We start from the raw sequence: 22,231 nt of genomic DNA on the forward strand, positions 1-22,231 counted from the left end.
GGCTCCGGCATGGTCGCGCCCCGCAAGACCTCCACGGAGCCATCGAGCTTCGGCCCGGACGACGACACCCCGGTGTTCGTCATCTCGGTCGCGGCCCAGCTCGCCGGTATGCACGCGCAGACCCTGCGGCAGTACGACCGGCTCGGCCTGGTCTCGCCGTCGCGCACCCGCGGCGGCGGCCGGCGCTACTCCGGCCGCGACGTCGCGCTGCTCCGCGAGGTGCAGCGGCTGTCGCAGGAGGAGGGCGTCTCGCTCGCCGGGATCCAGCGGATCCTCGAGCTGGAGAACCAGGTCGCCGCGCTGCGCGCCCGGATCTCCGAGCTCGCCGACGCCCTGACCAAGCAGGCCGACCGGGCCGACGCGCGGGCCCAGCTGGGTTCCCGGATCTTCGCCGCCGGCACCGGGGGCGAGATCGTCGCCGTCCGCCCGGGCGAGCGGCCGCCCCGCTTCGGATCGGCCTCGCAGGCCGTGGTCCTCTGGCGGCCCGGCCTCGGTCGCCCCAGCGCTCCTCGGTGAGGCCTCCCTGGGAGCGGCGCGAGACCGCGATCTCCAGCGGCCTCGACCCGGCGTCGTTGACCGAGCGGGCGGCTCGCCGCCGCACCGGTGACGCCGGCCTCGGCCGGGAGGTCGCCCTGCCCGTGTACTTCCTGCGCCCACCCGGCTCGACGGTCTCGGACCCACCCCAGATCGGCGTGCTCGTGCGACTGGCCCCCGGCCGCGCCGCTGCCGGCCTGGACCGGCTCGTCCTCCCGGCCGACTTTCCGAGAGCGACCCGCATTTGGGACGCCGCTCGTGACGCGTCCGGTGATCCAGCAGCGATCCGAACGCGGGAGGGGTGGGTACGGGTCGGCCTCGGCTCCACGAGGACGTCCGAGCTGCCCGCCGCACTGGTCCTGCGCAGCGCTGACTGGACATTGCTCCAGGCGGCTCTCGCGTTGCGGGCACGTATCGGGGCCGGTATCGACGCGGGGCCTCAGGACGCGCCGGTCGAGCGCGTGACGGCGCGCTTCCTGGGTCGGCTCGACGGCCTCGACGGGACGTCCTCCGCCGGTCTCTGGGGCCGTCTGGCGCTCGAGGTCGTGACGGTGCGTCGGCCGGAACGCCTCGCCGACACCAGGTCGTTGCGTTGGCACGCGTCGTGGGGACAGGGCGGGTTCCCCGCTGGGTCGGACGGGACCGCTGTCGGCGTCGCGGGACCGGCGATGCTGCTCGACCTCACGCAGCAACAGGTCACCGTTGAGGGTCGGCCGTTCCGCGTTCGCACGCTGCCGGACTGGGAGCGGGAGCAGGCCGCGCACGACCTGCGCCTCTCACCGCGTCTGCTGATGGCGTGGCCCGTCGCCCCCCTCTCGGCGGTGGTCGCCCACTTCGAGGACATCACGCCGGCGCCGCTGGCAGACGGACCCCAGGACGCAGTTCGTCGCCGGCCTTCGCGTGGTGGCCCGCAGGATGCCCGCTGACCGCGGCCCACCGCTGGGCGCTGTGGATGCCCTGAACCGAGCGCCGTCGTCAGTCGGTCAGCACGTGGAGATGCCGGCGATCGCCTGGCGCGAGAGCACGCGCGAACGAGGCGTCGAACGTGGCCAGCCGCAGCTGATGGGCTGCGGCGAGGTTGAGGAGGTGGAAGTCCGTCACCTGTGACGGTCCCGCCAGCCACGACGTGTCCACGTGGGGCTCGGCGAGCGACGAGTCGTCCGCCAAGAACCGGTGCGTGGGCACCGCCCTCATTTCCCCGAGCGCAGCGAGCACCTCGGCCCCGCCGATCTCGTGACCGGTCACCCGCGGATTGGTCAGGAGCCGCAGGTAGGCGGCCTCCGTCATCGGGGTGGTGGCCCAGGTGACGCCCTGCCCGAACCAGCGTGTCGCTGCCGCGTGATGCTGATGGGTGGTGAGGCTGAGAGCGACCAGGACGTTGACGTCAAGGAGGAAGTCACTCACCCCTCGGACTCGTCTCGATACCGGCGGACCGTGTCGTCGGTGACGACCGGCGCGCCGGTAGGCGCCTCGAAGACGGGAAACCCGGTCGTGGACGCCCTCGAGACGCCAGCACTCGTCGACAGTCCGCGTCGAGCGAGCTCGGAGACCGCAGCACCCAGCGATATCCCCCTTTCGCGGGCTCGCACTCGGGCCACGGTGAGGACCACGTCATCGATGTCCAGGGTCGTTCGCATCACCGCATCATATCATCAGCGCATCGTACTGCTCTCTGGACCGGTCGGTCAGTCAGCGGCCGAGGCCGTTGATCATCGTCCGCATCGCGAAGTCGAACCGATCGTGGCCCTCACCGGCGGTGAGCTCGGCCGCATACCGCTTGGTGAGCGGGTAGTCGTCCGCCGACAGCGCCTCGAACCGGCCCATCAACGTGTCGTGGGTGGCCACCCACCCGCCGTCGGTTTCCAGCTGCCTCGCCCACAGCCCGAGCTCGAGGCAGTACGCGTTTATGTAGAGGCTGAGCGCGTCGATCGCCCACGCTGCCGTCTGAGCGGGCACGCCGCCGGCCAGGAGGATGCCGAGCATGCCCTCGCTGAGGCGCAGCGCCTCGGGGTTGGAGGGCACCACGCCGAGCGCCGCCTGGGAGATGCCGGGGTAGCGCAGGTACTGGTCGCGGATCTGCGCCGCGAGGTCGAAGATCTGCTCTCGCCACGTCTCCGGATCCGGCTCGGGTAGGACGATGCGCGAGCAGAGGTACCCGATGAGCAGCTCGTCGAGGTCCGCCTTGTTGACGACGTGCGCGTACAGCGACGCCGGACCGGTGTCCAGGGTGGCCGCCACCCGACGCATTGTCAGGGCCTCGAACCCTTCGGCCGCAACGATGTCCAGGGCCGTCTGCACGATCCGCTCGACGCTGAGCGGTGGCTTCCGGGAGGACTGGGCGGCCCGCTTCTCGAGCTTGCGGAGCTGCCGCTCGATCCGCCGGTCCACGGGCATACCGCGGACTCTACTTGACACGAACGCCGTTCGTCGGTAGAACACCGTTCGTGAGTATCGAACAGCGTTCGTCCAAGACCTCGACCGCCCCGTCCCTCGTCGCGCAGCACTACTGGATGGTCCTCGTCGTCGTCCTGGTGGCCGACGTCATGGACCTCGTCGACTCGACCGTCGCGAACCTCGCCGGCCCGTCGATCCGGGCCGACCTCGGCGGGGGCGACACCACGCTGCAGTGGGTGCTCGCGGCATACACCACCGCCTTCGCCCTGGGACTGGTCACCAGCGGCCGCCTGGGCGACCTGTTCGGGCGGCGCCGGATGTTCCTCGTCGGCATGGCCGGCTTCACGTTGGCGTCACTCGCCTGCGGCCTCGCGCCGGGCGCGGGCTGGCTCATCGTCGCGCGGGTGTTACAGGGCCTGTTCGGCGCCGTGATGATCCCCCAGGGACTGGCGCTCGTGAAGGTCGCCTTCCCGCCGGAAGAGCTGGGCAAGGCGTTCATCCCCTTCGGCCCGGTCATGGGTCTCGCGGGCGTGGCCGGACCGATCCTCGCCGGCTGGCTCATCGACGCGAACCTCGCCGGCTCACATTGGCGCGCGATCTTCCTCATCAACGTGCCGATCGGGGTCGTGGCCTTCGCCCTCGCGTGGCGCTGCCTGCCGCACGAGACCGGTGAGAACCGCAACGCGCGGCTCGACCTGCGGGGAGTCACCCTGCTCACGCTGGCCTCGGCGATGCTCATGGTGCCGCTGGTCCAGGGCCGCGAGCTCGGCTGGCCGGCCTGGACGTGGGTCCTCATGATCGGCTCGCTCGGCGTCTTCGCGCTGTTCGTCCGGTCGGAGCGACGGAGCAACCACCCGGTCATCGAGCCGTCGCTGTTCCAGAAGCGCAGCTTCGTCGTCGGCCTCGTCGTCATCGCCGCCTTCTTCACCGCGCTGACCGGGTTCACCCTGGCCTTCAACCTGCTCATGCAGCTCGGCCTCGGCTGGACGCCGCTGCATTCCGGCCTCTCGCTGATCCCGTGGGCGCTGGGCACCGCCATCGGCGCCGGGCTCGCCGGGGCGTTCCTCGCGGCGAAGCTCGGTCGGGCCACGCTGCAGCTCGGCCTGGGCATCGCGCTGATCGGGATGATCGGCCTGTGGTGGTCGGTCGGACACTTCGGCACCGACCTCACGTCGTGGTCGGTCGCCCCGGCGCTGCTGGTGTCCGGGTTCGGCTCAGGACTCGTCTTCGTGCCGCTGTTCGGCTACATCCTCGGCGACGTGTCGGAGGCCGAGGTCGGCACCGGCTCCGGCCTGCTCAACGCGGTACAGCAGTTCTCCGGGGCGATCGGCGTCGCCGCCCTGGGCACGCTGTTCTTCTCGCGGGTGGAGCTCGACGGCGGGTTCGTCGGAGCGACGCAGGTGGTGCTGGTGTGTGCGACGGTCCTGTATGCGGTGACGCTCGCCCTGGTGGGGCTGCTCCCGAAGGTCACGCAGGAGGAGCACGCCTAATCAGCCGGGTGGAGGTATATCCGAGACGCTGGAGCGCTCGGACATACCTCCATCGGGCGATGGCTCCACACGAGTGGAAGCCCGCGGTCAGGCGCGCTCGGCGGCCACGGTCTCGGGGCGCTCGAGGGCGACTGTCGTGCGGAGCGGAACCTCGCGGATGAAGACGACCGCGACCAGGGCGACGACCGCGACGACGGCGGCCACGAGGAAGATCTGGCCGGTCGCGTCGCCGTACGCGGTCCGCACGATGGTCGCGATCACCGGGGGCATGCCCTTGAGGTCCAGCGTGCCCGCCTCGCCGGAACCGGCTGCCGCGGTGACCGCCGGGCCTAGCGCGACGAGACCGTCGTGCACCTTGTTCTGGACGAGGCCGGCCAGCACCGCACCCAGGGCGGACACCCCGACGGCGCCACCGAGCGAGCGGAAGAACGAGACCGCCGCGGAGGCCGCGCCGATGTCCCGGACGTCGACGGTGTTCTGGACGGCGAGGACGAGGTTCTGCATCAGCGCGCCCATACCGAGGCCCATGACCGCCATCGAGATGCCACTCTCCCAGGCAGGGGTGTCGTGCCGCAGCAGCGACAGCCCGGCCAGGCCGACGACGAGGAAGATGCCGCCGCCCACGAGGAACGCCTTCCAGCGTCCGGTCCGGCTGATGATCTGGCCCGCGATCGTCGACGACAGCATCGCCGCGACCATCAGCGGGATGGTCATGAGTCCGGCCTTGGTCGGGCTGTAGCCCTGCGCGACCTGGAAGTACTGGCCGAGGAACGTCGTCCCGCCGAACATCGCGATCCCGACGGCGACGCTGGCGACGATGGACAGGATGGCGGTCCGGTTGGCGAGGACCTTCAGCGGTACCAACGGTTCAGAGGCCCGACGCTCGACGCGGAGGGTGACCCAGCCGAAGACGATCGTCGCGACGACGAACGCCGCGGACGGCCACGAGAGCCAGGCGAAGTCGGTGCCCGCGAAGGTCACCCAGAGCAGCGGCAGGCTGGCGGTGACGGCGATGAGTAACGCGCCCAGGTAGTCGATCTTCGGCTGCCGCCGCACCGTGTGCAGGTGCAGCTGCGTCTGCAGGACGACGATCGCGACGATCGCCAGCGGGACGCAGATGTAGAACGTCCAGCGCCATCCCCACGAGTCGACGACGAACCCGCCGAGCAGCGGGCCGCTGACCGTGGCCACGGCCATGACCGCCCCCATGTAACCGGCGTAGCGACCGCGCTCGCGGGGGGCGACGATCGCGCCCATGATGGCCGCGGAGAGCGCGGTCAGGCCGCCCATGCCGATGCCCTGGACGACGCGGCAGGCGATGAGGAACGGGACGTTGTGGGCCATCCCCGCGGCTACCGAACCAGCGACGAACACGACCGTCGCGCTCTGGACGAGCACCTTCTTGCTGAACAGGTCGGCGAGCTTGCCCCAGATGGGAGTGGTCACGGTGGTCGCGAGGAGCGAGGCCGTGATGATCCAGGTGTACTGGCTCTGCGTGCCCTGGAGGTCGCCGATGATCGTGGGCAGCGCGGTCGCGACGATGGTCGACGACAGCATCGCCGTGAACAGCGCCGCGAGCAGGCCGGTCATGGCGCGGAGGATCTCGCCGTGGCTCATCTCGCCGGGAATGGAATTGGCGCGGACGACGGCAGTCGCGCGGTGGCGGCCCTTGGGGCGCGTGCGCAGCGCGGTACGACTGCTGGGCTCCTCGAGGGCGACGGTGCCGCCCTCGGAGTCGGTGGGACGTTCGGTGGTGACGGTCATGCGTACGCCTTCTGGTTCTGGTTCGGGTTCTGTTTCGTGGTGTCGTCGGCGACGCTGTCGGCGAACGCGGTGCTCAAGGGATCCGTCAGGGGGTTCAGTGCGGGTATGCCGCCCGTGCGCATGTCCGAGACGGTGCGGCTGAGGGCGGTGTCGAGCTCGGTCAGGCCCTGGAGGACCTCGCGCGCCTTGGCGTCGTCCCACCCGTCGAGGACGGCGGCGACGCGACGCGCGTGCTCGCGATGCTGCTCGGCGAGGAACTGGACGCCGCCGGCCGTGAGCGACAGGAGCGACGCCCGCGCGTCGGCCGGGTCGGGCCGGCGGACGACGTAGCCCAGGGACTCGACGGTGGCGACCGCCCGTGACACGGCGGACGCCGAGACGCCGAGCGCGCACGCGATGTCGCCCGAGCGGCTGGGCTCTTCGTGCAGGCGCTTGAGGATGGCGAGGGCGATGCCGGTCGGACCGAGCTGCTCGTGACGCAGGTGGGAGTAGGAACGCGCCGTCCGGATCAGTCCGGACAAGGCACCGACGATCTCCAGGGCGACGGGTTCGCTGACGGTCATGACGGGCTCCAATTGGTTGTGACACGCAACTATAGCCTTAAAGGTTGACCAACGCAACGAATATTCCCGGCGTCAGAAGGCCAGGTCGTCGTTGAGCTGGCCGAGGAGCCGCGCGAGCTCGCGGACGTCGGACTCTGACCAGCGGCCGAGGATCGACGAGACCCGCTGACGGCGGGCGCTGATCGCCGCAACGAGGGAGGTCCGGCCGGGTTCGGTGATGGTGAGGAGCCGGGCCCGAGCGTCCTCCGCGGACGGTTCCCGGGTGACCAGGCCGAGCCGCTCCAGCACGGCGATGTTGCGGCTCATCGTCGACTTGTGCAGGCCCAGCGTCTCGGCGACGTCGATCGCGCGGACCCCATGGGGCAGGGAGTCGGACAGGTCGGAGATGGTGACGAGGACCGTGTAGGAGGCGACGTCGAGGTCGGGGTGGACCTGGGCGGCGATGGACGACGACGCCACCCGCGACCGCCGGAAGAACCGGGTCAGCTCGCGTTCGAGGTCGTGCAGGTTGCTGCGTTCCGCGGTGCTCACTCCCCTAGCCTGCCGGGTCGACCCCGTCAACGGTGAGCACGCGGCAGAACTCGTCGAGGACCGCGTCAGTGAACAGGACGAACCGGACGAGCTCGACACCCTCGCCGTGGTCCGGCTGGAACGCTGCATCTACCGCGATGTCGGCGACGACGGCCGGCGCCCAGCCGTAGACGCCGGCGCTCACCGCGGGGAAGGCCACAGACCGTGCCCCGATCTCGGCGGCCACGTCGAGCGACCGGGTGAAGCAGCGTCGCAACAGGTGCGGGTCGCGTTGGCCGCGGTGCCAGTTCGGCCCGACGGTGTGGATGACCCAGCGCGCGGGCAGGTCCGCGCCAGAGGTCGCCACCGCGTCGCCCACCGGAAGACCGCCGGGGTACGCGTCTCGCCGCACCTGCCGGCAGGCCGCCAGCAGCCGAGGTCCGGCCGCCCGGTGGATGGCGCCGTCCACGCCGCCGCCACCCAGGAGAGAGGAGTTGGCTGCGTTGACGATCGCGTCCACCCGCTCGACGGTGATGTCGCCCCGCACCGCCTCGACCCGGCGGGACGGGGAGTCCACTGTCCGCATACCGGGGCTCCTTCGCTCGGGGTTCCCAGAGTAAACCTGAGCGGAATAGACTCAACTTTGTCCGACGTTGTCCTCGGTGAACCGGCATACCCGCATTCCCGCTGAAAGAGGTACCCGCACTCCATGGATCTGCAGCTGACCACCAAGGCCAACGAGGCCCTAGCGGCCGCCACGCGCGCGGCCGCCGCGCACGGACATCCCCAGATCGAGCCCGCCCAGGTGCTCAAGGCGTTGGCCGAGCAGTCGGAGACGACGACGCCGGCGCTGCTCGAGGCCGCCGGGACCACCGTCGCCGTCGCCGTTGCCGCGGCCGACCGGATCCTCGCCGCGCTGCCGTCGGTGTCCGGCTCGTCGGTACCCACCCCGCAGCTGTCGCGCGGGGCGCTGGCCGTGTTGGAGAACGCCCGCTCGCTGATGGCGTCGATGGGCGACACGTTCATCTCGACCGACCACCTGCTGCTCGCACTCGCGCGCACCGGCGCCTTCGGCCTCGACGCGGGTGCCATCGAGGCGGCCATCCCGCAGCTGCGCGGTGGGCGTCGCGTCGACTCCGAGCAGCCAGAGGCGACCTTCCAAGCGCTGGAGAAGTACGGCACCGACCTGACCGCCGCCGCCCGCGAGGGCCGCTTGGACCCGGTGATCGGTCGCGACGCCGAGATCCGGCGCGTCGTGCAGGTGCTCTCGCGGCGGACCAAGAACAACCCCGTCCTCATCGGCGACCCCGGTGTCGGCAAGACCGCCGTCGTCGAGGGACTGGCCCAGCGCATCGTCGCGGGCGACGTGCCGGAGAGCCTGCGCGGCAAGACGCTGATGAGCCTCGACCTCGGGGCGATGGTGGCCGGCGCGAAGTACCGCGGCGAGTTCGAGGAGCGCCTCAAGGCCGTGCTCGAGGAGATCACCGGGTCCGAGGGCCGGGTCATCACCTTCATCGACGAGCTGCATACCGTCGTCGGTGCCGGCGCGACCGGCGAGGGCACGATGGACGCCGGCAACATGCTCAAGCCGATGCTGGCCCGGGGCGAGCTGCGGCTCGTCGGCGCGACCACGCTCGACGAGTACCGCAAGCACATCGAGAAGGACGCCGCCCTGGAGCGACGGTTCCAGCAGGTCTTCGTCGGCGAGCCGTCGGTGGAGGACACCATCGCGATCCTCCGCGGGCTCAAGGAGCGGTACGAGGCGCACCACAAGGTGGCCATCGCCGACGCCGCGCTGGTCGCGGCGGCCGCGCTGAGCGACCGCTACATCACCGGGCGCCAGCTGCCCGACAAGGCGATCGACCTCATCGACGAGGCCGCGTCCCGGCTGCGGATGGAGATCGACTCGAGCCCGGTGGAGATCGACGAGCTGCGTCGTCAGGTCGACCGGCTGAAGATGGAGGAGCTGCACCTGCAGGCCGAGACCGACGACGCCTCGCGCGAGCGGCTCGCCCGTCTGCAACAGGACCTCGCCGACCGCCAGGAGCAGCTCGACGCGCTCAACGCGCGGTGGGAGTCCGAGAAGGCCGGACTCAACCGGGTCGGTGACCTGAAGTCGCAGCTCGACGAGCTCCGCAGCCAGGCCGAGCGGCTCCAGCGTGAGGGCGACCTCGGCAGCGCGTCGGCGATCCTCTACGGCCAGATCCCTTCGGTCGAAAGGGAGCTGGAGGCGGCGGCCGGCGATGAGTCGGCGGTGGTCGGCAACGTCATGGTCAAGGACGAGGTGGGTAGCGACGACATCGCCGACGTCATCTCGGCCTGGACCGGCATCCCCGCCGGGCGGCTGCTCGAGGGCGAGACCGAGAAGCTCCTGCACATGGAGCAGCACCTCGGCGCCCGCCTCATCGGCCAGGTCGACGCGGTGCGTGCGGTGTCGGACGCCGTTCGCCGCGCCCGCTCCGGCATCGCCGACCCCGACCGGCCCACCGGGTCGTTCCTCTTCCTCGGCCCGACCGGGGTCGGCAAGACCGAGCTGGCCAAGTCGCTCGCCGACTTCCTCTTCGACGACGAGCGGGCGATGGTCCGGATCGACATGTCGGAGTACTCCGAGCGGCACGCGGTCGCGCGGCTCATCGGGGCGCCTCCGGGCTACGTGGGGTACGAGGAGGGCGGCCAGCTCACCGAGGCCGTGCGCCGTCGGCCCTACTCGGTGATCCTCCTCGACGAGGTCGAGAAGGCCCACCCGGAGACCTTCGACATCCTCCTGCAGGTGCTCGACGACGGCCGCCTGACCGACGGCCAGGGACGCACCGTGGACTTCCGCAACGTCATCCTCGTGATGACGTCGAACCTGGGTTCGCAGTACCTCGTCGACCCGCTGCTCACGCCGGAGTCGCGCAAGGAGGCGGTGCTCGGTGTGGTGCGGCAGACGTTCAAGCCCGAGTTCCTCAACCGCCTCGACGAGGTCGTCATCTTCGACCCGCTGTCGACCGATGACCTCACGCAGATCGTCGACCTGCAGGTCCACGCGCTGGCCAACCGACTGCGCGACCGTCGGATCACCCTCGACGTGACCGACGCCGCCAAGGAGTGGCTGGCCCTGACCGGCTACGACCCGAGCTACGGCGCCCGCCCGCTGCGGCGGTTGGTGCAGAAGGAGATCGGCGACCGACTGGCCAAGTCACTGCTGTCCGGCGAGGTCCGTGACGGCGGCACCGTGAAGGTCGACCTCGACGCCGAGGCGGACACCCTCGTCCTGCGCTGACATCGGAGGGTCGTGGCCCTGATCCGGGCCACGACCCTCCGATCCGATCGATCTCAGCCGAAGAACGTCCGCAGGTCGCTGACGAGGAGCTCTGGCACCTCGAGCGCCGCGTAGTGGCCGCCGCGCTCGAACTCCGACCAGTGCTCGATCCCCGTGTTGTCGCGCTCGGCGAACGGCCGGATGGTCTGGAAGTCGTCCTTGAACACGGCGACGCCGATCCGACCGTGGCTGACCTGCGGCTCGGCTCCGGAGTGCCCCTCGGCGTAGTGGTACCGCACCGCGTTCGCGGACGTGTTGGTCAGCCAGTAGAGCGACACCTGCGTGAGGACCTGCTCCGTGGACACCAGGCTGGACCCGTTGCCGAAGTTCTCGAACAGCTCGTTGTAGGCCAGCTGGCCCACCGGCGAGTCGGACAACGCTGCCGCGATGGTCTGCGGGCGGGTGCCGTTCATCCCGTTGTACCCGCCCACCGACTGAAACCAGCCGAGGAACTCCAGCGCCGCGTACTCCTTCGGCCCGAAGTCCTCCATCTCGTCCGGCGCTCCGGACGGGAACGAGAACAGCTGCAGCACGTGCGCGCCGAGGAACCCGGGCGGGTCCAGGACCGCCAGCTCGCGCGAGACCATGGCGCCGCCGTCGCTGCCGTGGGTCCCGTAGGAGTCGTACCCGAGCCGGCGCATGAGGGTGTCGTATGCGCCGGCGACGGCGGCCGTCGTCCAGTCGCCGCCGCCGGGGGCCGGGGCCATCGGGGTGCTGAAGCCGAAGCCCGGCATCGACGGGACGACGAGGTGGAAGGCGTCCTCGGCCCGGCCGCCGTGCGCCACCGGGTCGGTGAGCGGGCCGATCAGGTCGAGGAACTCGGCGAACGAGCCGGGGTAGGTGTGCAGGAGGAGCAGCGGGGTGGCGTTCGGCTCGGCCGAGCGGACGTGGACGAAGTGGACGGTCTGCCCGTCGATGTCGGTGACGAAGTTCGGGACGGCGTTCATCCGCGCCTCCTGTGCGCGCCAGTCGAACCGCTGCCAGCGCTCGACCATGTCCTGCAGGTAGGAGACGGGGGTGCCGTAGCTCCACGCGTCGCCGAGGGCCGGTACCGGGTAGCGGGTGTGGGCCAGCCGGTGCTGCAGGTCGTCGAGGGCGTCCTGCGGGATGTCGATGGTGAAGGGCCGGATCTGGGTGTTCGTGGTGGTCGTCATGACCGCTACGCTAGGAAGGGTTCAGGAACGTTTCGTTCCTGTTAGTCCGATCAGTTCTGCGAGGTTCCGACGTGCTGGAGAGCTCGGCACGGCTGCTCGCCCTGCTCGGGCTCATGCAGTCCCGGCGCGACTGGACGGGGCCGGAGCTGGCCGAGCGGCTCGGCGTCACCGACCGGACCGTCCGCAAGGACGTGGACCGGCTCCGGCTGCTCGGGTATCCGGTCGACGCGGTGCGCGGGCCGCACGGGCGCTACCGCCTCGGGGTCGGCGCGTCCTTGCCGCCGCTGCTCCTCGACGAGGACGAGGCCGTGGCGGTGGCCGTCGGCCTCCGGGCCGCGACCGGGATCACCGGGATCGAGGAGACGAGTATGCGGGCGCTCGCCAAGCTCGACTCCGTGCTCCCGCACCATCTGCAGCGCCAGGTCTCGGCGATGCACGAGGCGGTCCTCAAGGGGCCGGAGAACACCGGTTCCAACGTCGAGGACCCCGTCGTCGACGCGGCTGTGCTGACGGCCCTGGCCGCGGCGATCCGCGACCACGAGGAGGTCCGGTTCGACTACCAGGGCGAGGCGCCGACGGACCGCCGGCAGGTCGAGCCCTACCGGTTGGTCTCCTGGCAGCGGCGCTGGTACCTCGTGGCCCGCGACGCGCATACCGACCGGTGGGCGCCCTACCGCGTGGACTGGCTGACGCTGAGAACCCCTGGGGGACGGCGGTTTCGGCCGGTGGCCTTCCCCGGTGACTACACGTCGTTCGTGCTGCGCGAGGTCGCGGTCGCGGGATGGGCGGTGCACTGCCGGGTCCGCGTGGATGCGTCGGCCGAGGAGGTCCTCGCGCGGGTCAACCCGACGGTCGGCGTGGTCGAACCGGTCGACGAGTCCCACTGCGACCTCGTCACCGGCGGCGACAGCGTCGAGGTGGTCGCGGTGTGGATCGGCATGCTCGGCCTCGACTTCCACGTCGAGGAGCCGCCGGCCCTGGTCGAGGCCCTGCGGGTCCAAGCCCGGAGGTATGCCGCCGCGGTCCCCAGCTGACGGCGGAGGGCTGTGGTCGTGGGGGCAACACCAAGCCTCCGGCGAAGCCCTGTGGATGAGTCCACGGCCGGTGGCTCGGCTGACGCCAGGCTGGCGGTATGCCTCGATCGAGCGACGCCCGACCGGACTTTCGCGTGCTTGGCGCGCCCAACCCACCCCGGGAGGCGAGTGAGCTGCGGGCGACCAGTGTCGAACAGCGAGGCCTGCTGACGCGGGAGCAGTGCCTCGGTGCCGGGATGACGGCCGCGGCGGTCCGGTGGAAGGTCGATAGGCGCGTCTGGGAGCCCGTGCACCGCGGGGTCTACCAGACGCGGCCGGGCAAGGACGACTGGCACACCGCTGCCCTCGCCGCCCTGCTCGCCGTTCCTGGTTCGGCGTGGTCGCACCAGACCGCAGGCTTCGTCGAGGGGCTGGTGGGCACGCCGCCCCTGGTCGTCGACCTGCTGGTGGACGAACGTCGTCGGGTGGCGACGCCGGCTGGTGCCAGGCTGCACCGTCGGGTCGATGCGGACGCCTTCGTCGACCCACTGCACTGGCCGTGGCGCGTCGACGTGGACCACACCGTGCTCGATCTGGCCGCCAAAGGATCGGAGAGCGACGCCGTGGCCCTCCTTGGACGGGCCTTCTCCCGCCACCTGACCAGCGAGGCGGCGCTGCGGCCGCGACTGGCCGCCCGCACGCGGTATCCGCACCGGGGGCTCCTGGACGACGTCCTTGCCGACGTCGCCGACGGAGCGCAGAGCGTCATGGAGGTGCGGTTCGTTCGCGACGTCGAACGGGCCCATGGCCTGCCGCTGGGCCGTCGTCAGGCCCCGACCCTCTCCAGCGGGCTGCGACTCCACGATGTCGCCTACGACGAGGAGCGCGTCCTCGTTGAGCTGGACGGCCGGCTCGGTCACGAGGGTCCGGCCCGCGTCGGCGACGGGATCCGTGACCGGCGCAGTGCGACGCTCGGATGGCTCACCGTGCGCGCGTTCTGGGTCGACGTCGCCGTCACGCCGTGCGAGCTCGCCCGGGAGGTCGGGGTGATCCTCGGGTCTTGCGGGCGGTCCGGCCGCCTGCGACGCTGCCGGCGGCGCGACTGCGTCACCTGAGTGTGGGACGTCGGAGCGTTGTGGCGGTCAAAGCGACCACAACCCTCCGATGTAGAGGTCGTCCTCAGGCCGTGAGGTGCTGCTGCTTGGCCAGCTCCGCCGGCATGTAGTCGTAGCGCAGCAGGGACCGGGTGAACAGGCCGGTCCCGTGCGACACCGAGCGCAGGTCGATCGGGTACCGCGACAGCTCGACCTGGGGCACCTCGGCGTGCACTACGGTCCGTCCGGACACCTCGGCCGGCTCGGTCCCGAGGACCGCGCCCCGTCGGCCGCGCAGGTCCGACATCACCGACCCGACGTAGTCGTCGTCCACGGTGATGTCGACCCTGTCGATCGGCTCGAGCAGCGACACGGTCGCCTCGTTGGCCGCCTCCTTGAGGGCCATCGACGCCGCCGTCTGGAACGCCATGTCGGACGAGTCGACCGAGTGGGCCTTGCCGTCGAACAGGGTGATCCGCACGTCCACCACCGGATAGCCGCTCAGGACGCCCTTCTCCAGCTGAGCACGCGCGCCCTTCTCGACCGACGGGATGAACTGCCGCGGCACCGAACCCCCCACCACCTTGTCGACGAACTCGACGCCACCACCGCGCTCCAGCGGCTCGATCTCGATCTGGCAGACCGCATACTGGCCGTGGCCACCGCTCTGCTTGACGTGCCGGCCCTGCACGGTGCACTTGCGCACGAACGTCTCGCGCAGCGCGGTCCGGAACGGCTCGGCCTCGACCTCGACGCCGTAGCGGTCGCGAAGCCGGCTGAGGATCTCCTCGACGTGGGCCTGGCCCATCGTCCACAGCACGACCTGGTGCGTCTCCGGGTTGTGCTCCATCCGCATCGTCACGTCCTCGGCGACGACCCGCTGCAGCGCGCCCGCGAGCTTGTCCTCGTCGCGCTTGTTGGAGGCGTGGATCGCCACGGGTAGCAACGGGTCCGGCAGCACCCAGGGCTCGATGAGCGCCGGCCGGTCCTTGGCCGAGAGGGTGTCTGAGGTCTCGGCGTGCGACAGCTTGCTGACGAGGACCAGCTCGCCGGCAATGCCCCGGTTCGTGTGACGGGTGGCGTCGTCGAGCGGCGAGCTGAGCGGGCCGACGCGCTCGTCGTCGTCGTGGTCGGTATGCCCCTCGACCGGCGCGCCGCCACGCCGCTCGACGAACTCGCCCAGGTGCCCGGACACGTGCACGACATCGTCCGCGCGCAGGGTGCCCGAGAACACGCGGACCAGCGACAGCCGGCCGACGTAGGGGTCGCTGGTGGTCCGGATGACCTCGGCCACCAACGGTCCGTCGGGGTCGCAGGTGACGGCCGGGAGGGTGGCGCCGACGGGACTGTATGCGGTCGGCGCGGTGCGGCTGGCTGGCGACGGGAAGCACTGTTCGATGACCTCGAGCACCTCCTCGAGGCCGACGCCGGTGGCCGGGGAGATCGGGACCAACGGGAAGAAGGTCGCCTTGGCGACGGCCGCCTTGAGGTCCTCGATGACCGTGTCGGTGGAGATGTCCTCGCCCTCGAGGTAGCGGTCGAGCAGGGTGTCGTCCTCGGACTCCTCGATGATCGCCTCGATGAGCGGCCCACGACGGTCCTCGATCGCGGCGGCCTCGTCGCCCTCGGGATCCCGCTCAGAGCGCGAACCGTCCGACGAGTCGAACACCCGCTGGCTGAGCAGCCCCATCGACCCGACGACGACCTTCTCGGCGTCGTGGACGGGCAGGTAGAGCGCCTGCGCGTCCCCGAACGCCCGCTGGCACCGCGCGATGGTGTCGTCGTAGTCGGACCGGGGCATGTCGAGCTTGCTCACGGCGACGGCCCGGGGCACGCCGACCGCCGCGAGCTCCTGCCACAGCAGTGCGGTCGCACCGTCGATGTCGTCGGCAGCCGAGATGACGAAGATCGCCGCGTCCGCGGCGCGCAGGCCGGCCCGGAGCTCGCCCACGAAGTCGGGGAACCCGGGGGCGTCGATGAGGTTGATCGTCACACCGTTGCTCTCGAACGAGGCGACGGACAACCCGACCGACCGGTTGCGTTCGCCCTCCTGGGGACGTCGCCCCGGGACGCGGGCCGCGACGAGGTGGTCGAACAGCGTGGACTTACCGGCTCCGCCCGGACCGACGAGGACGACGTTGCGGATGTCCTCGGGGGTCCGGGGCTGGGGCGCAGGGGATGACTCGGTTTTCGCAGCGCCTTTGCTCACTACCCCACCCTGTCAAGCACCTCCTGAGGGCACAAGGGCAGCGTGCTTCTACCATGACCGGCGTGCGGGAGGGGAGCGCGGCCGGCCGCGCACAGACGCTGAACGCCCTCGGCCGCGCGGCCGAGGCACTGACCGTCGTCTCGTCCGGCCTGGCCGAGGAGCCGCAGGACGTCGACCTGCTCGTCCAGGGCGCGGTGGCCCTCGTCCAGCTGGACCGGGACGACGAGGCCGTCCGCTACTGCCTCGCGGCGGCCGCCGCCGACCCGGACTCCGTCGTCGTCCAGAAAGTCCTGTCGGTGGCCCTGCGCGGCGCCGGCGACCGGGTCGGCGCCTACCACGCCGCCGTCCGCGCGACCCAGCTCGCGCCGCACGACCCGGGCGCCCACATCCAGGTCGCCCACTCGGCGTCCGACCTGCGCGACCCCCACAACGGGCGGATGGCCGCGGAGTACGCGCTGCGCCTCGCACCGTCGAGCCCGTCCGCCCACCTGGCCATGGTGGCCGCGCTCTTCCCTCCGGGATCGCCGCCATCCAAGGCGACGATGCGCGAGGCCGAGCAGCACGCCCGGACGGCGCTGTCCCTGAGGCCGGACGATCACGTGGCGCTCAACGAGCTCGCCCGCATCCAGATGGCCCGCGGCCGTCTGGTCAGCGCGGCCGGCCACCTCTCCACCTCGGTGCGCGCGGCGCCGTTCGAGACCGTCATGCAGCGGAACATGGACCTCGTCCTCACCGGTCTCATCGCACGGTTCCACTGGATCCTGTTCCTCGTCTGGTTCGTCGGTACCCAGGTCGTCGGCGCCGCCAACGGTCAGCCGCCCCGATGGCTGCTCGTCCTCCTCGGCGCCATCGGCGCGGTGGCGCTGGGCTGGATCGCCTGGCAGCTCCGGGCGCAGGTGCCCGCCGACATGCGCCTGGGGTTCCTGCGCGGCTTCGCCCGCCGGCAGCGGCTGGCGGCGGTCTGGGGGGTATGCCTGTTGCTCACCTGCCTGCTGTTCCTCGCCGCCGCCGTGTCGCCGACCTCCCTCGCGCTGACCCTGTTCGTCGTGGGTGGTGGCCCGCTGTTCCTCGGGGCGGTGCTCAGCTGGGTCCGGTTCTTCCGTGACCGACGGGCCTCGTAGCCTGACCGGTGTGACCGACCCGGGGAACCCGCTCATCGCCTCGCTGGCTCGTGCCGTCGAGGCGGCGCCGGGCGACGTGACGCTCCGGGTGCACCTGGCCGAGCTGCTCCTCGGCGACGGCCAGCAGGACGCCGCCGTGAGCCACTGCGCCGCGGCGCTGCAGCGGGACCCCGGGAACGCGGCCGCTCGTGAGCTGATGAGCCGCGCCATGGGCGGCGGCGTCACGCATACCGAGCCGTCGGCCGGCGCCGCCCCGACACCGGTGAGGGGCGAGTTCGACTGGCGCCAGGCCGAGTCCGACATCTCCGACGTCGCCCCGCAGCCGATGTTCGTGGACGACGAGAACGCCCCGCCGCCCGACGTGTCGGCCTGGGACGTCGAGAAGTCCGGGATCACGCTCGCCGACGTCGGCGGCATGACCCAGGTCAAGGAACGGCTGACCGCCGCGTTCCTCGCTCCGATGCGCAACCCGGAGCTGCGGCGCCTCTACGGCAAGAGCCTGCGCGGCGGGATGCTGCTCTACGGGCCGCCCGGCTGCGGCAAGACCTTCATCGGGCGAGCGGTCGCCGGCGAGATGGGCGCGCACTTCGTCAACGTCGGGCTGGCCGACGTGCTCGACATGTACGTCGGAACCTCGGAACGCAACATCCAGGACGTCTTCCGGCTGGCCAGGACCAACGCGCCCTGCGTGCTGTTCCTCGACGAGGTGGACGCCCTCGGACAGAAGCGGAGCCTGACCCGCAGCTCCGGGATGCGGACCGCGGTGAACCAGCTGCTCACCGAGCTCGACGGCGTGAACGACGTCAACGAGGGCGTGTTCGTCATCGCCGCGACGAACCAGCCGTGGGACGTCGACGCCGCCCTGCGCCGGCCGGGCCGGCTCGACCGCACCCTGCTCGTGCTGCCGCCGGACCAGCCCGCGCGGGAGGCGATCTTCCGGCACCACCTGGCGCACCGCCCGGTCGAGGGGATCGACCTGAAGCGGCTGGCCAAGGCGACCGAGGCCTACTCCGGCGCCGACATCGCGCACCTCTGCGAGACGGCGTCGGAGCACGCCCTCATGGACGGGGTCCGGACCGGCACGGTGCGGATGATCGGCATGAAGGACCTGGACGCGGCACTGCGCGAGGTACGCCCGTCGACCACCCCGTGGTTCGACTCGGCCCGCAACGTCGTCCAGTTCGCCAACCAGGACGGCACCTACGACGAGCTCCGGGAGTGGATGCGCAAGCACCGGATGCTCTAAGACGCCGCCCTGGTCGGTGTTCGGGCCCAGTCAGGCCCGAGTGGCCGTCACGAGCAGGTACTCCCAGGGCATGTGGCCGTCCTGGAGGTAGCGGTCGCCGAGGTCCGTGAGGACCTGGTCGAGCTCCGCGACCCGCCCCGGGTCGTCGGCGATGTTGCGGTAGGCGGCGATGGTCGGGCCGTAGTAGGCCTTGAAGAAGTCCCGGAACTCGGCGCCGGTCGTGAACCGGTCGACGTCGAGCTCCTCCCGCGTTGCGGTAAGCGAAGACACCCCGCTTCCGAACAGCTCGCGGACGTGGGTCTCGTTGCCCCACAACGGTCCTGGCGAGGCCCCGGGCGGGGGAGCCGCCGCATACGGCTTCATCGCCGCGAACATCTGACCGATGAACCCCTCGGGCGTCCAGTTGACGAGGGCGATGGTGCCGCCGGATCGGGTGACCCGCAGGAGCTCGTCCGCCACCGGCTGGTGGAACGGCGCGAACATGACGCCCACGAGCGAGAGGACGACGTCGTGCTCGCCGTTCTCGCAGGGCAGGTGCTCCGCGTCGGCCTCGCGCCAGGTGATCTCGAGACCCTCGGCCTCGGCGCGCTGGCGCCCGGTCTCGAGCAGCTCGGGCGTGATGTCGGTGGCCCAGACCTGCCCGCCGGCGAGAGCGGCGGGCAGGCTGGCGTTGCCGGAACCGGCAGCGACGTCGAGGACGCGGTCACCCGGTGCGATTCCGGCCGCCTCGACGATCCGCGGCCCGAGGCTCTGGATGACCTCGGTCGCGACGTTGTCGTAGTTGCCCAGCGCCCACATGGCGCGGTGCTTGGTCTTGATGGGGTCGAGCGTGAGGGCTGTGGTTGTCGTGTCCGTCATGTCTCTGACGGTAGGAACGCTGGGTATGCGCCGGCATCCGTGCGTACGCGTAACCTTCGGCCACGTCGGGTCGGGTTCGTGGCGGTGCGCGCGTAGTCGTTATGCGGTGAGGAGCCGGGCGACGGCCGCCGCCCGCGCCGACCGGCCCTGGACGTCGAGCTTGACGTAGACGTTCTGCAGGTGGCGCTCGACGGTGCGGACGCTCAGGTGCAGTGCCTTCGCGATGTCGTCGTTGTCGTAGCCCTGAGCGGCCAGAGTCAACACCTCGCGCTCGCGGGCGGACAGCGACATGGCCGTCGCGGGTTTGGCCGCCGCGGCCTCGCGGTCCGGGCCGAGGAAATCCTCGACCTCGCGGACGAAGACCGGCCAGGCCTTTTCGTTGGCCAGGATGATGTGGTTCTCGCTGTCGAGGGGCACCAGGCGGGCGCCCCGGATCGACGACGCGAGGAACCGCCCCTCGTCGAACCCGTTGATCTGCTCCCCGGTCGCGTGCAGCACCAAGGTCGGGACGTCCAGCCGCGGCAGGCATTCCGAAGCGCCGTGGTGGCGGCGTTCGTGACGGGAGGCGTAGGCAGAGGTCGCCGAGGCCGAGGCCCGCTGCAGCTCGTCGAGCCAGCCTTTCTGCTCCTCGGTCGCGGCCGGGATGAGCATCGAGGTGAACACGCGGCGGAACGTCGAGTCCGGACGCGCCCAGCCGACCTTGATCATCTGGTCGAACGTGTCCTCGACCTCGGACTCCTCCGGCGTCTGGTCCCGGGCCGCGTCGGCATAGCTGTTGTAGAACAGCAGCCGGGTGACCCGCTCGGGGTGCTCCGCGGCGTACCGGATGGCGACGGGTCCGCCCTGGGCCATGGCCATGAGCGCGAACCGGGGGTACCCGGCGTCCTCGACGACCGCCTCGAGGTCGGCGATCCGCATGTCCAGCGAGAAGTCGGTGACGTCCCAGTCGGAGAGGCCGTAGCCCCGCTCGTCGAACCGGATGACCGTCGCGAAGCGGCCGAGATCCGCGAGGAAGTGCCGCCAGACCGGGCTCTCCCAGTCGAACTGCAGGTGGCTGAGCCAGCACGTCGAGATGACGAGCGGCGGCCCGGAGCCGTGGACGGCATACGCGATCCGCACGCCGTCGGCGGACCGGCAGAACCGGACCTCCTGCGGCGGAGTGCTGGGGGCGCGACTCGACGCCGTCACGGTATGGATGCTACGCCGCGGCTCGATCACGACTGCTCAGAACGCCATGGCCGCGGACGGGGCCAACGGCGTGCGCATCGCCTGTGACAGCTCGCGGACCGCTCCGACGCGCTGTTCGGCGACGAGGCCGGCTCGGTGCTGGGCGGCGAGGTTCCCACCGCCGAGGTATGCGGCGCCAAGGGCCTGGATCGGCAGCGTGACCTCAGCGTCGGCGGAGGTCGCATCGACGGAGGCCTGCCCCGAGGCATCGGCGTGGATCCGCCATCGACCGTCGTTCCAGGGGGCGTGGACGTCCGCGACCTCGAGGACGACGTCGCACGGCTGGGTCCACGTCCGAGCTTCGAGCGCCTCGGGCAGGTCGACGATTCGCACCCAGAGACTGTCGAAGGTCCCGACGTCGGACGTCGACCGTGGGCCACCGGTCCAGAGGACCAGCGGGTCGTCCGCGCCGACCTTTCCGACCTTGACCGTGCCCATGAGGTCGAAGTCGACGAGCCGGCGCAGCAGGACCAGCTGCGCGACCGGCTCACCGACGAGGAGCCATACGGCCAGCTCCCCGGCGGGACGGTACTTCTCCCACTTGTGCGACCGGCGGAACACCGCGAACCCGATGTCCTCACCGTCGCGCCGGGCGAACAGCACCCGCCAGGCCTCTTTCTCGCGCAGCTGCTCGGGCGGTTCGTAGCAGATCCGGTCGTAGTAGGCGACGTCGCCGACGACCGCGCCGAGGCCGGCCACGCGGACGTGACAGTTGTGCATCCGGGTAGGGACGTCCGGGTCGGTGACGGTCGTGAACTGCGACGTGACCTCGGCCGCAGCGGTGTCGAGGCCTGGGGCGGTCAGCGTCGCGTGGCGGCTGAGCTCGACGGTGAGCTCCAGCGAAGCCAACCCGTAACCGTAGCGGCCGTAGATGGCCGGCTCGCTGGCGTGCAGGGCCGAGACGTGGTTGCCGGGCTCCTCGTGGACCCGCTCCAGGTGGTCCCGGATCATCGCCGAGAGGACCCCGCGGCGGCGATGGTCCGGGTGGACACCCACCCAGCTGAGGGCGGCGCAGGGAACGTGGCGGACTCCCGCGTCGGGGCCGGGAACGGCGAGGGTCATCGGGAAGACGCCGTAGACGCCCGGGTAGGTCGCCGGGTCGGCACCGTCGACGTCCGCAGCGAACCGCTGGTCCTCGGGAAGCCCCACCAGCTGCTGTTCGGCCGGGGCCGGGTAGACCTCCTGGAACCAGACGGTCTGGTCCGTGGCGAGGAAGCGGTCGGCGTCCGTCGTGCGGCTGACACGGATCGGGTTCTCGGTCATGGTGTGCAGCCAACCGCTGCGACCCCGTGCATCTCAAGGGGATTGCCGTTCCGTCGATCGGGGGACCCCTGCGTCGTCCCGTCGGACGGCCGGTCAGCGGACGGTCGGAACGGGCCGCGCTGACGACAACACCGGTGGCGTCCGGGTGGTCCGCGCTGACCGTCCGGGCCTGCCCGACCACCACGCCGTTCACGAGAGCTGGACCGACACGGTGGTCGCGGTGAAGCTGGGCGCCGACGACGACGGGATGGTGCTGCTCACCGGGCGGGTGACGCAGGACGGAACCGCGTTGGTCGCCACCCATGGTCTTTCCGGGCGGCTGCTCTGGAGCGACAACCACCGCGTGGCCGGCGAACCACTCGACTACCCGGTGTCGATCGCCGTCGGACCGTTCGGCTCGGGTGGGGCGCCCACCGTCTCGGTGGCCTGGTCCGTGGACGGTCGCCTGACCCTCCACGACGCGAGCCGCGGGACCCGGCCCTACAGC

General features: G+C 71.2%; 20 protein-coding genes. 8 read left to right on the forward strand and 12 right to left on the reverse strand.

Annotated features, from left to right (window positions below):
- Nucleotides 1–9: 9 nt before the first annotated feature.
- Nucleotides 10–516 (forward strand): heat shock protein transcriptional repressor HspR, encoded by a 507-nt coding sequence (locus VIG79_RS05705; protein ID WP_331883243.1) that lies wholly within the window; start codon nt 10–12, stop codon nt 514–516.
- Entirely contained in the window at nt 513–1,460 is a 948-nt protein-coding gene (locus VIG79_RS05710; protein ID WP_331883245.1) for a hypothetical protein, read from the forward strand. Before VIG79_RS05705 ends, VIG79_RS05710 begins: the two co-directional genes overlap by 4 nt.
- Nucleotides 1,461–1,509: 49 nt before the next feature.
- Here the strand turns inward: VIG79_RS05710 and VIG79_RS05715 are convergent, their stop codons facing one another.
- Genes VIG79_RS05715 through VIG79_RS05725 form a run of 3 tightly spaced genes read right to left on the reverse strand, consistent with a single transcriptional unit; the run spans nt 1,510 to nt 2,928 of the window.
- Nucleotides 1,510–1,938, reverse strand: coding sequence for a TA system VapC family ribonuclease toxin (locus VIG79_RS05715; RefSeq protein ID WP_331883248.1), 429 nt, complete (start codon nt 1,936–1,938; stop codon nt 1,510–1,512).
- Nucleotides 1,935–2,171: an antitoxin gene (locus VIG79_RS05720; protein WP_331883251.1), complete on the reverse strand. Its 237-nt coding sequence runs from the start codon at nt 2,169–2,171 to the stop codon at nt 1,935–1,937. Before VIG79_RS05720 ends, VIG79_RS05715 begins: the two co-directional genes overlap by 4 nt.
- 52 nt (nt 2,172–2,223) lie before the next feature.
- Complete coding sequence (locus tag VIG79_RS05725) at nt 2,224–2,928, reverse strand: TetR/AcrR family transcriptional regulator (RefSeq protein ID WP_331883254.1); 705 nt, start codon at nt 2,926–2,928, stop codon at nt 2,224–2,226.
- Between the two features lie 50 nt (nt 2,929–2,978).
- Here VIG79_RS05725 and VIG79_RS05730 point away from each other — a divergent pair, with 50 nt between their 5' ends.
- Nucleotides 2,979–4,418 (forward strand): DHA2 family efflux MFS transporter permease subunit, encoded by a 1,440-nt coding sequence (locus tag VIG79_RS05730; protein WP_331883257.1) that lies wholly within the window; start codon nt 2,979–2,981, stop codon nt 4,416–4,418.
- 87 nt (nt 4,419–4,505) lie between these two features.
- Here VIG79_RS05730 and VIG79_RS05735 read toward each other — a convergent pair whose 3' ends face one another.
- The 4 genes from VIG79_RS05735 to VIG79_RS05750 form a co-directional block, all read right to left on the reverse strand.
- Nucleotides 4,506–6,182, reverse strand: coding sequence for an MDR family MFS transporter (locus VIG79_RS05735; protein WP_331883260.1), 1,677 nt, complete (start codon nt 6,180–6,182; stop codon nt 4,506–4,508).
- On the reverse strand, nt 6,179–6,745 hold the full coding sequence (locus VIG79_RS05740) for a MarR family winged helix-turn-helix transcriptional regulator (RefSeq protein ID WP_331883262.1): 567 nt from the start codon (nt 6,743–6,745) through the stop codon (nt 6,179–6,181). Before VIG79_RS05740 ends, VIG79_RS05735 begins: the two co-directional genes overlap by 4 nt.
- Nucleotides 6,746–6,817: 72 nt before the next feature.
- Nucleotides 6,818–7,276 carry a MarR family winged helix-turn-helix transcriptional regulator gene (locus VIG79_RS05745; RefSeq protein WP_331883264.1) on the reverse strand — a complete coding sequence of 153 codons (459 nt, stop codon included), beginning with the start codon at nt 7,274–7,276 and terminating at the stop codon, nt 6,818–6,820.
- 4 nt (nt 7,277–7,280) lie between these two features.
- Entirely contained in the window at nt 7,281–7,841 is a 561-nt protein-coding gene (locus VIG79_RS05750) for an O-acetyl-ADP-ribose deacetylase (protein ID WP_331883266.1), read from the reverse strand.
- A 123-nt stretch (nt 7,842–7,964) separates the two neighbouring features.
- Between VIG79_RS05750 and clpB the strand changes: the two genes are divergently transcribed.
- Nucleotides 7,965–10,520 carry an ATP-dependent chaperone ClpB gene (gene clpB / locus VIG79_RS05755; RefSeq protein WP_331883268.1) on the forward strand — a complete coding sequence of 852 codons (2,556 nt, stop codon included), beginning with the start codon at nt 7,965–7,967 and terminating at the stop codon, nt 10,518–10,520.
- Nucleotides 10,521–10,573: 53 nt separating this feature from the next.
- Here clpB and VIG79_RS05760 read toward each other — a convergent pair whose 3' ends face one another.
- The gene (locus tag VIG79_RS05760; RefSeq protein ID WP_331883271.1) at nt 10,574–11,713 is read right to left on the reverse strand and encodes an epoxide hydrolase; all 1,140 of its coding nucleotides are present in this window, start codon (nt 11,711–11,713) and stop codon (nt 10,574–10,576) included.
- A 71-nt stretch (nt 11,714–11,784) separates the two neighbouring features.
- On the opposite strand from VIG79_RS05760, the gene VIG79_RS05765 reads away from it, so the two are divergent.
- Together VIG79_RS05765 and VIG79_RS05770 are read left to right on the forward strand one after the other, a co-directional pair.
- The gene (locus VIG79_RS05765) at nt 11,785–12,747 is read left to right on the forward strand and encodes a helix-turn-helix transcriptional regulator (protein ID WP_331883273.1); all 963 of its coding nucleotides are present in this window, start codon (nt 11,785–11,787) and stop codon (nt 12,745–12,747) included.
- A gap of 98 nt (nt 12,748–12,845) precedes the next feature.
- Nucleotides 12,846–13,841: a hypothetical protein gene (locus VIG79_RS05770; RefSeq protein WP_331883275.1), complete on the forward strand. Its 996-nt coding sequence runs from the start codon at nt 12,846–12,848 to the stop codon at nt 13,839–13,841.
- Nucleotides 13,842–13,905: 64 nt separating this feature from the next.
- On the opposite strand, the gene VIG79_RS05775 is transcribed toward VIG79_RS05770, so the two are convergent.
- Complete coding sequence (locus VIG79_RS05775) at nt 13,906–16,029, reverse strand: elongation factor G-like protein EF-G2 (RefSeq protein ID WP_331883277.1); 2,124 nt, start codon at nt 16,027–16,029, stop codon at nt 13,906–13,908.
- Nucleotides 16,030–16,091: 62 nt separating this feature from the next.
- Here VIG79_RS05775 and VIG79_RS05780 point away from each other — a divergent pair, with 62 nt between their 5' ends.
- Complete coding sequence (locus VIG79_RS05780; RefSeq protein WP_331883279.1) at nt 16,092–17,150, forward strand: tetratricopeptide repeat protein; 1,059 nt, start codon at nt 16,092–16,094, stop codon at nt 17,148–17,150.
- A 10-nt stretch (nt 17,151–17,160) separates the two neighbouring features.
- Nucleotides 17,161–18,396: an AAA family ATPase gene (locus tag VIG79_RS05785; protein ID WP_331883281.1), complete on the forward strand. Its 1,236-nt coding sequence runs from the start codon at nt 17,161–17,163 to the stop codon at nt 18,394–18,396.
- A gap of 30 nt (nt 18,397–18,426) precedes the next feature.
- On the opposite strand, the gene VIG79_RS05790 is transcribed toward VIG79_RS05785, so the two are convergent.
- The 3 genes from VIG79_RS05790 to VIG79_RS05800 all read right to left on the reverse strand — a co-directional run bounded on the left by VIG79_RS05790 (nt 18,427) and on the right by VIG79_RS05800 (nt 21,744).
- The gene (locus VIG79_RS05790; RefSeq protein WP_331883283.1) at nt 18,427–19,254 is read right to left on the reverse strand and encodes a class I SAM-dependent methyltransferase; all 828 of its coding nucleotides are present in this window, start codon (nt 19,252–19,254) and stop codon (nt 18,427–18,429) included.
- A 99-nt stretch (nt 19,255–19,353) separates the two neighbouring features.
- Nucleotides 19,354–20,442, reverse strand: a complete 1,089-nt coding sequence (locus VIG79_RS05795; protein WP_331883286.1) for an alpha/beta fold hydrolase — start codon at nt 20,440–20,442, stop codon at nt 19,354–19,356.
- Between the two features lie 36 nt (nt 20,443–20,478).
- Complete coding sequence (locus tag VIG79_RS05800; protein WP_331883289.1) at nt 20,479–21,744, reverse strand: GNAT family N-acetyltransferase; 1,266 nt, start codon at nt 21,742–21,744, stop codon at nt 20,479–20,481.
- Nucleotides 21,745–22,231 lie beyond the last annotated feature (487 nt).

Source organism: Lapillicoccus sp., from assembly GCF_036559105.1.
Lineage (GTDB): Bacteria > Actinomycetota > Actinomycetes > Actinomycetales > Dermatophilaceae > Lapillicoccus.